Origin of the sequence: Nocardia sp. NPDC052112 (genome assembly GCF_040680135.1) — a bacterium.
Lineage (GTDB): Bacteria > Actinomycetota > Actinomycetes > Mycobacteriales > Mycobacteriaceae > Nocardia.
Genome location: NZ_JBFAWD010000018.1, coordinates 139,168 through 146,909, shown reverse-complemented (window position 1 = coordinate 146,909; position 7,742 = coordinate 139,168). Strand labels below are relative to the sequence as shown.

Sequence of the window (7,742 nt, the reverse complement as noted above, 5' to 3'; positions counted from 1 at the left end):
GTCATGCTGGAGCCGAGTGCCAGCGAGGTGCAGGCATGAGTGAGCGTAGCGAGCGAACAATAGACACAGCGCCTTCGCGGTCATGCTGGAGCCGAGTGCCAGCGAGGTGCAGGCATGAGTGAGCGTAGCGAGCGAACAATAGACACAGCCGCCTTCGCGGTCATGCTGGAGCCGAGCGCCAGCGAGGTGCAGGCATGAGCGCGACGACTGACAAGGTAGAGCCGAACGCCGCGCAGCCGATGATCCGCGCGGATCGGGTGTGCAAGAACTTCGGTGCGCTGCAGGTGCTCAAGGGTATTTCGCTCGAGGTCGGACGCGGGGATGTGCTGTGTCTGATCGGGCCGTCGGGTTCGGGCAAGTCGACCTTCCTGCGCTGTATCAACCACCTCGAGCAGGTGAATGCGGGTCGGCTCTACGTCGACGGCGATCTCATCGGCTACCGCGAAAAGGGCGGCAAACTCTACGAATTGCATCCGCGCGATGCGGCCAAGCAGCGCCGCGATATCGGCATGGTGTTCCAGCACTTCAACCTGTTCCCGCATCGGACGGCGCTGGAGAACATTGTCGAGGCGCCCATCCAGGTGAAAGGCATCCGCAAGGCGGACGCCGTGTCGCGTGCGCACGAGTTGCTGGACCGGGTCGGCATGGGGGACAAGGCGAATGCCTATCCCGCCCAGCTCTCCGGCGGCCAGCAGCAGCGCGTCGCGATCGCCCGCGCGCTGGCCATGGATCCCAAGCTGATGCTCTTCGACGAGCCCACCTCGGCATTGGATCCGGAGTTGGTCGGCGAAGTGCTCGGGGTCATGCGCGAACTCGCCGCCGACGGTATGACGATGGTGGTGGTCACCCATGAAATGGGTTTCGCCCGTGAGGTTGCCGACCAGCTGGTGTTCATGGACGGCGGTGTGGTCGTGGAAGCGGGTAATCCACGCGAGGTGCTCGCCGACCCGAAACATGAACGCACCAAGGCGTTCCTGTCGCGGCTGCTCTGAATTCAGTGGCCACCCAAGCCGATACGGAGTTGTCCGAGTAGGATTTTCGCGGCCGGACTGCTAGGGCGATCGCGCCGCCACGCCAGCGCGAGTTGTCCGCGCAGCTCCGGTTCGGTGATCGGCAGCGCCCGCACGCCGAATGCCGCGGCTTCCTCGGTCGTCAGCGCGGGCACCACCGCGATGCCGAGGCCGCGGGCGGCGAGCCGGAGCAGTAGCGGGGGAGCGGCGGCCTCGAAGGCGATTCCGGGTTCGAATCCCGCTGCGGCACAGGCGCGATCGAAGACGCCTCGGATCCCGGTGCCGCGCGGTAGACAGATCAGTGGGTGCTCGCGCAACTGCGCGAGCGTGATCGCCGCACGCTGTGCACCGCCCGGCGCGACCGCCGCAACCACCGGCGTATCGAGCACGACATCGATGCCGATATCGGCACCGATCTGCGCGCCGGTCAGCCCGACCAGGGCGATATCCAGTTCACCGCGCTGCACCGCCGCGAGCATCCGTTCGGAGGTGTCCTCGGTCAGGCTGATGCCGACCTGTGGGTGGTCGTCGTGAAAATCCGCGAGCACCGAGGCGATATCGAATTCCTCGGCTGCGGCGCCGGACACGCATCCGACGCGGACGTGTCCGCGCAGCAGTCCGGTGAATTCGTCCACCGTCGCGGTTATTGCCTCGCTCGCCGCCAACGCGGCCCTGGCATGCGGTAGCACCGCCGCGCCCACCTCGGTCAGGGTCACCGAGCGGCCGCCGCGATCCAGAAGCTGTTGTCCCAGTTCGCGTTCGAGCTGGCGGATCTGCGCGCTGAGTCCGGGCTGGGCCAGGTGCAATCGGGCGGCGGCGCGGGTGAAGTTGGCCTCATCGACCACCGTCACGAAGTAGCGGAGTTGGCGCAATTCCATAACTGCTGATTATAGGTACGAGAAGAACTATCTGTTGTACTTCTGACGCGGTGGGCGGCATCGTCTATTGCATGGGAAACACCGCACAGATCATCGACACCTTCACCGGCCCGGTCTTCGAGCCTGGCGACACCGGATATGACGAGGAGATATCCGGTTTCCAGGCCGCATACCACCACCGCCCCGCGCTGGTCGTCGGCGCGGCGCACGCCGAGGATGTGCGCAGCGCGGTGGAATATGCGGCGCGCCACGGACTTCCGGTTGCGGTCCAGGCCACCGGGCACGGACTTTCGGTCGCCGCGCACGGCGGTGTGCTGATCAGCACCCGCCGGATGACCGATATTCGGATCGACGCGCAGACCCGCACCGCCCGCGTCGGTGCGGGAGTGCGAGCGGGCGCACTGGTCGCGGCGGCCGCACCCTACGGGCTGGCGCCGCTGAACGGATCATCGCCGTCGGTAGGGGTCGTCGGCTACAGCCTCGGCGGCGGATTGGGCCTGCTGGCACGGCAATTCGGCTATGCCGCCGAACATGTGCGCGTCATCGAGATCGTCACGGCCGACGGTCGGGTTCGCACGCTGACTCCGGGCGACGAACTCTTCGGCGCGGTGCTCGGCAGCGGCGGCAACTTCGGCGTGGTGACCGCGCTGGAACTGGAACTCGTGCCGGTCGCCAGTGTCTACGGTGGTCAGCTGGTCTTCGACACCCCACTGGTCGAGCCGGCCCTGGCGGCCTGGAAGGACTGGACCGCAACGCTGCCCGACGAGCTGACGTCGACGGTCACCGTGATGACCTTCCCGCCCATTCCACAGATTCCGGAACCACTGCGCGGGCGCTATGTCGCATCGATCCGGATCGCCTACAACGGATCCGCGGAGGACGGCGAGCGCCTGGTCGCGCCGCTGCGCGCAATCGGGGATCGCTTGAAGGACGACCTGCGGACCATGCCGTACACCGAATCGCACACCATCCACAGCGATCCCGACCACCCGCATGCCTACGCCGCCACCAATGCGCTGCTCGGTGAGCTCACGGGAGATACGTTGTCGGCCTTGCTGACTGCCACCGGACCCGAATCACCGATTCGAGCGGTGGTGGATATCCGCCACCTCGGCGGTGCGCTCGGCGCGCGTGGTCCCGCGGGGATTGCCGTGGACAACCGGGATGCCGAGTACATCGTTCGCGTCATCACGATGCCCGGACCCGATGCCGGTGCCGCCGCACCCGAGGACCATGCGGTGGTGCGCGCGGCACTTGCGCCGTGGACCGTCGGCCACAGCCTGAACTTCCTCTACGGGGCGGGTGCCGCCGCCGACGAGGCGCAGACCCGAGGTGGTTTCGCGCCGGACACCTACGCCCGGCTGGCCGCACTGAAGGCCAAGCACGACCCGCGCAATATGTTCCGCTTCAACCGCAATATCGCACCCGCGAACTGATCGCCGCGACCGCCCCGAGCGGCTATCACCCGAGGTGGTTCGGTGCTATCTTAGTGATATCACTTTGATACTCGGAGGATGTCATGAAGTTTCGTTCGGCGGTCCACGTCAACGGCTTTCTCGTGCTGGTGTCGTGGTTTGTCCTCACGCTCCTGATCGGTGGCGGTGCCATCGCCGGATACGCCACGGCCGCGCACAACGACAACGTGCCCGCCTTGGTCGGCGCGATCATCGCGACCGTTGTCGTGGTCGTGCTACTGCTGCTGGCCACCGGGCTCACCGTGGTGAATCCCAACGAGGCCAAGGTCGTTCAATTCTTCGGCCGCTACATCGGCTCGCTGAGCGAACCCGGCTTCTACTCCGTGGTACCGCTCACCGATCGCCGCAGCATTTCGCTGAAGGTGCGCAACTTCGAGACCCAGAAGCTCAAGGTCAACGATGCCGACGGCAATCCGGTGGAGATCGCCGCCGTCGTGGTCTACCGGGTGGTCGACAGTTTCAAGGCCGCCTTCTCGGTCGACGACTACGAGGAGTACGTGGAGACCCAGTCCGAGGCGGCCGTGCGGCATCTGGCCACGACCCACCCGTACGACGCGCACGACCAGAACACGACCAGTCTGCGCGACGGCGCCGAGGTGGCCGAGGAATTGACCGTCGAACTGCGGGACCGGACCGATCTGGCGGGCATCGAGGTCATCGAGGCCAGGATCGCCCACCTCGCTTACGCGCCGGAGATCGCCCAGGCCATGCTCGTGCGGCAGCAGGCGGCTCAGGTGGTCGCCGCGCGCACCCGCATCGTCGAGGGCGCGGTCGGTATGGTTCGCCTGGCGTTGGACCGGCTCGCCGAACAGGGCGTCGTCGAACTCGACGAGGAACGCAAGGCCGCCATGGTCTCCAACCTGCTGGTCGTCCTCTGCGGCGACCGTGCCACCCAACCCGTCGTCAACACCGGCTCGCTCTACTCCTGAGTCGCCTCATGGCCGAGCGCAAGAAGATCCTGCTACGCCTGGACCCGGCGATACACGAGGCCATTGCCCAGTGGGCCGCCGACGATCTGCGCAGTATCAATGCCCAGATCGAGTACGCACTGCGCCTCGCGTTGAAACAAGCGGGTCGCAACCCGAAGGCGAAACCGGCCGAGGAGTAGCCGGAATAGCGAAATAGGCTCTACCGCAACGATGCCGAATGCCCACGGGTGTTCGGCATCGTCGGTATTCGCATCCGACGATGTGTCAGCGCGCGAGTTCGCCGAGGAGTTCGAGACTGTCGGCGTACAGCGCATGTTGCGCGCGGCGGTCATAGGACGCCTTCGACGACGGTTTCGCAGTGCGGCCGACGAAGTGCTGGCCGGTTGTCTCGGCAAGTAACGGATCGGTCACCAGCCATGCGAGATCCTCGCCGGATCGGCGCGGTGTATTCACACCGGGCAATAGCACCAGACCGCGAGCGACCGTGCGCCACAACAGTTGTGCCGCTGACCCGGCATCCCTGGCGAGTTCGGTGCCCGGCATCAATCCCGGATCGAAGGCATTGACTGTGATGCCGCGCGCCGCGAACTGCCGAGCCAATTCGTAGGTGGTCTGCAGATTCGCCAACTTGGACGTGCTGTAGCGGCGACGGCCGTCCCGCTGCGCGGACTCGGTCGGCTCGGGCGGGTAGGCGAGCGCGCGGACATTGGTATCCAGCGGATCGGGCATGCCGGTCAACTGATCCGGATCATGTGTGCCCGAGGTGACGAAGACGATGCGCGCGGGCGTGATCAGGTCGTCGAGCAGCGCTTGGACGAGGGCGACGTGGCCGAGATGGTTGACGCCGAAGGTGGCCTCCACGCCGTCCTCGGTGTAGCTGCGGTGGGTGAACTGCAGTCCGGCATTGCATACCAGCGCGTGCAGCGGCGGTAGTCCGCTCGTGCGGAATTCTTCGGTGAAATGGGTGACGGAGGTCAGTGCACCGAGATCGAGCGTTGCTGCCCGCGCGCCGATGGCGGCGGCCGCCGTCTTGGCCCGATCGGCATCGCGTCCGGTCACGACGACTGTCCACCGCGGATCGGCGGCGAGCGCTTTGGCGCATTCCCGGCCGAGTCCACTGGTGCCGCCGGTGATCACAACAGTTCTGTCACTTGTTGTCATATGGCAGAGTGTGCCATATGGCGCGCTGTGCGACAATGCTCGGGTGTCGTTGCGGGATCGGAAGAAGGAGCGGACCAGGCGGGCGATCGCCGATGCCGCGCTGCGGTTGTTCGTCGAGCGCGGGTACGACGCCGTGACCGTCGCGGATATCGCCGCCGAGGCCGATGTCGGGACGCGCACCCTGCACCGCTACTACGCGAGCAAGGACGAGTTGCTGTTCGCCGAGGACGACGAGCATCGCGCGGAGTTGGCCCGGCTGCTGTCCGACCGCCCAGCCGACGAATCCCCGGAGGCGACGATGGCGGCGGTCATCGGCCCGCTGGTCGATCGCTTTGCCGACCGTCTCGCCGACGCGCGCGCCCGCGATGCGCTGATCGCGGGCAACCCGGCCCTGCAGGCCCGCGAGCTTGCCAAGCGAAATGCGGTGGAATCCCTTGTCGCCGAACACCTCGCGGGCCGGATGGGAGTAGCGGCGGGCACCGATGTGCGGCCGCTGCTGTGGGCGAAGGTCGGCATGGCCTGCTTCTTCGCGGGCTACGAGATCTGGTTGCACACCGGCGGTGACCTCGGCTCGCACATCGGCACCGCACGTGCCGCACTACTCGACGAATTCCGTTCGGCCGGTATCTGATTCCGCCACGGCATAAGGTGCCGAACGCGTCCGTGCTTGCCTGAGCGCACCGCCGGGTAGCGTGATCGGGTGCCAATCTCGTTCGACACCAGCGGATTGCAGCAGCTCGACAGCAATGCGTGGCGGGATCCCGCCACGGGCGACATCGTGCAGTTGAGTTACTTCGATCTGATACCCGATTTACCCGCGCCGCTGATGGACCTGGTTACGCTGCGCCGCAGGCTAGCCGAGATCCATGCCGAAAGTGGTTGTCTCATCGAGGCCTTCGTCGTCGGAATCGATTCGCAACCCGCACTGCTGCGGCTGCAGAAGATGCGGCTGCCGGATCAGCCGACCGGTCTGGTCTTCGCCGCCTCGCTCACCGTGCCGAAGGCGAATTGCAGTGCAGTACTGCAGATTCTCTGCCCGGAGACCGGCACCACCGGAATTCGTGAGGCGGTACTCGCACTGGAGATCGGCTTCGACAATATGTACCCGCCGCATCCGTACGCGCCCGGTCTGCAAGGCGCGCTGCCCTATAACGCGGCCGATGACCTGCGCTGGGACGAGCGCTTTCCGGATCATCCGCTCGCACGCGCGCGCCGTTGGGTCGCATACACCTGCCCCGCCGCCCGTCTCGATCCGAACTTCGCGGCCCTGCCGGGGTTCTGACGCGGTTATGTCGGTTTGTGGGTGACGAAGATGGCGGTGCCGGGGAACAACTCACCGCGCAGCGGACTCCACTGACCCCACTCCCGCTCCAGCCATTCCGGCCAGTCCGGTTCGACGATGTCATCGAGCAGCAAGCCGGCCGCAACGATCTCGCGCACCCGATCGCCGATGGTGCGGTGATGTTCGACGTAGGTCGGCGAGCCATCGCTGTCGACTTCTACATAGGGTGTGCGGTCGAAATAGGGGATCGAGGCGGTCAAACCGGCGGGCCCGGGGTCGTCGGGAAATATCCAGCGCATCGGATGGTTCACCGAGAACACCCAGCGACCGCCCGGTCGCAACACTCGGGCAACCTCGCGCATCACCAGTTCGGAATCCGCGACGAACGGGACGGCGCCGAAGGCCGAACACGCCAGATCGAAGGACGCATCGGCGAACGGCAACGCCTCCGCGCCCGCCTGCACCAATGGCACCTGTGGGCCGCCGCGCGTCATGGCCGCGAGTCCGCGTGCCAGCATCCCCATGGACAGATCGAGCCCGATCGGCTGCGCCCCCTGTCCGGCCAACCAGCGCGAACACGGTGCGGATCCGCATCCGATCTCCAGGATCCGCTTACCCGCGACCTCGCCGAGGAAATGCATATCGCCCTCGTGCAAGCCCTCCGGGCACCAGATGAACTCGCCCTCGGGGGAATCGACGCCGAGAAAGTCGGCGTGGGTTTGGTGATACGCGTCGGCATCGGCATCCCACCAGCAGCGGCTGGCCCGTTGACTGGCGGCCGAGCCGATTCTGGTCCGCGCGGTCGCGGTGGTCCCGAGCAGTGCGTTTGCCTGCGCATGGCGATCTTCCGACACGCCGCAAGACTATCCCGGCGTGGCGTCGGGACCGGTTTGCCCGGCTGGACCAAGGTCGCGTACGCTGAACGCCTGAGTGTCTTGGGTACTGCCGTACCGGTGTCATTGCAGTAACAGTCTGCGACGGCAACTGTACTGATGTAACAGGAGACC

General features: G+C 66.2%; 9 protein-coding genes. 6 read left to right on the top strand and 3 right to left on the bottom strand.

Annotated elements, in window-relative coordinates:
* Positions 1-239: 239 nt before the first annotated feature.
* Positions 240-992 carry an amino acid ABC transporter ATP-binding protein gene (locus AB0L58_RS30295; RefSeq protein ID WP_364391940.1) on the top strand — a complete coding sequence of 251 codons (753 nt, stop codon included), beginning with the start codon at positions 240-242 and terminating at the stop codon, positions 990-992.
* Between the two features lie 2 nt (positions 993-994).
* Here the strand turns inward: AB0L58_RS30295 and AB0L58_RS30290 are convergent, their stop codons facing one another.
* On the bottom strand, positions 995-1,888 hold the full coding sequence (locus AB0L58_RS30290) for a LysR family transcriptional regulator (protein ID WP_364391817.1): 894 nt from the start codon (positions 1,886-1,888) through the stop codon (positions 995-997).
* A 71-nt stretch (positions 1,889-1,959) separates the two neighbouring features.
* Here AB0L58_RS30290 and AB0L58_RS30285 point away from each other — a divergent pair, with 71 nt between their 5' ends.
* The 3 genes from AB0L58_RS30285 to AB0L58_RS30275 all read left to right on the top strand — a co-directional run bounded on the left by AB0L58_RS30285 (position 1,960) and on the right by AB0L58_RS30275 (position 4,471).
* Positions 1,960-3,324, top strand: coding sequence for an FAD-binding oxidoreductase (locus AB0L58_RS30285; protein WP_364391814.1), 1,365 nt, complete (start codon positions 1,960-1,962; stop codon positions 3,322-3,324).
* Positions 3,325-3,407: 83 nt separating this feature from the next.
* On the top strand, positions 3,408-4,292 hold the full coding sequence (locus AB0L58_RS30280; protein WP_364391812.1) for an SPFH domain-containing protein: 885 nt from the start codon (positions 3,408-3,410) through the stop codon (positions 4,290-4,292).
* 8 nt (positions 4,293-4,300) lie between these two features.
* Complete coding sequence (locus tag AB0L58_RS30275; protein ID WP_364391810.1) at positions 4,301-4,471, top strand: toxin-antitoxin system HicB family antitoxin; 171 nt, start codon at positions 4,301-4,303, stop codon at positions 4,469-4,471.
* 85 nt (positions 4,472-4,556) lie between these two features.
* On the opposite strand, the gene AB0L58_RS30270 is transcribed toward AB0L58_RS30275, so the two are convergent.
* Positions 4,557-5,453, bottom strand: coding sequence for an SDR family NAD(P)-dependent oxidoreductase (locus AB0L58_RS30270; RefSeq protein WP_364391808.1), 897 nt, complete (start codon positions 5,451-5,453; stop codon positions 4,557-4,559).
* A gap of 43 nt (positions 5,454-5,496) precedes the next feature.
* Here AB0L58_RS30270 and AB0L58_RS30265 point away from each other — a divergent pair, with 43 nt between their 5' ends.
* Together AB0L58_RS30265 and AB0L58_RS30260 are read left to right on the top strand one after the other, a co-directional pair.
* Entirely contained in the window at positions 5,497-6,084 is a 588-nt protein-coding gene (locus AB0L58_RS30265; protein ID WP_364391805.1) for a TetR family transcriptional regulator, read from the top strand.
* Between the two features lie 69 nt (positions 6,085-6,153).
* Positions 6,154-6,735 (top strand): hypothetical protein, encoded by a 582-nt coding sequence (locus tag AB0L58_RS30260; protein WP_364391803.1) that lies wholly within the window; start codon positions 6,154-6,156, stop codon positions 6,733-6,735.
* A gap of 5 nt (positions 6,736-6,740) precedes the next feature.
* On the opposite strand, the gene AB0L58_RS30255 is transcribed toward AB0L58_RS30260, so the two are convergent.
* Positions 6,741-7,589: a class I SAM-dependent methyltransferase gene (locus tag AB0L58_RS30255; RefSeq protein WP_364391800.1), complete on the bottom strand. Its 849-nt coding sequence runs from the start codon at positions 7,587-7,589 to the stop codon at positions 6,741-6,743.
* Positions 7,590-7,742 lie beyond the last annotated feature (153 nt).

What these genes read in the sequence shown, in the direction of transcription:
- AB0L58_RS30275 (WP_364391810.1), top strand. Translation starts at nt 4,301, where the DNA reads ATGGCCGAGCGCAAGAAGATCCTGCTACGCCTGGACCCGGCGATACAC.
- AB0L58_RS30295 (WP_364391940.1), top strand. Translation starts at nt 240, where the DNA reads ATGATCCGCGCGGATCGGGTGTGCAAGAACTTCGGTGCGCTGCAGGTG.
- AB0L58_RS30280 (WP_364391812.1), top strand. Translation starts at nt 3,408, where the DNA reads ATGAAGTTTCGTTCGGCGGTCCACGTCAACGGCTTTCTCGTGCTGGTG.
- AB0L58_RS30270 (WP_364391808.1), bottom strand. Translation starts at nt 5,453, where the DNA reads ATGACAACAAGTGACAGAACTGTTGTGATCACCGGCGGCACCAGTGGA.
- AB0L58_RS30290 (WP_364391817.1), bottom strand. Translation starts at nt 1,888, where the DNA reads ATGGAATTGCGCCAACTCCGCTACTTCGTGACGGTGGTCGATGAGGCC.
- AB0L58_RS30285 (WP_364391814.1), top strand. Translation starts at nt 1,960, where the DNA reads ATGGGAAACACCGCACAGATCATCGACACCTTCACCGGCCCGGTCTTC.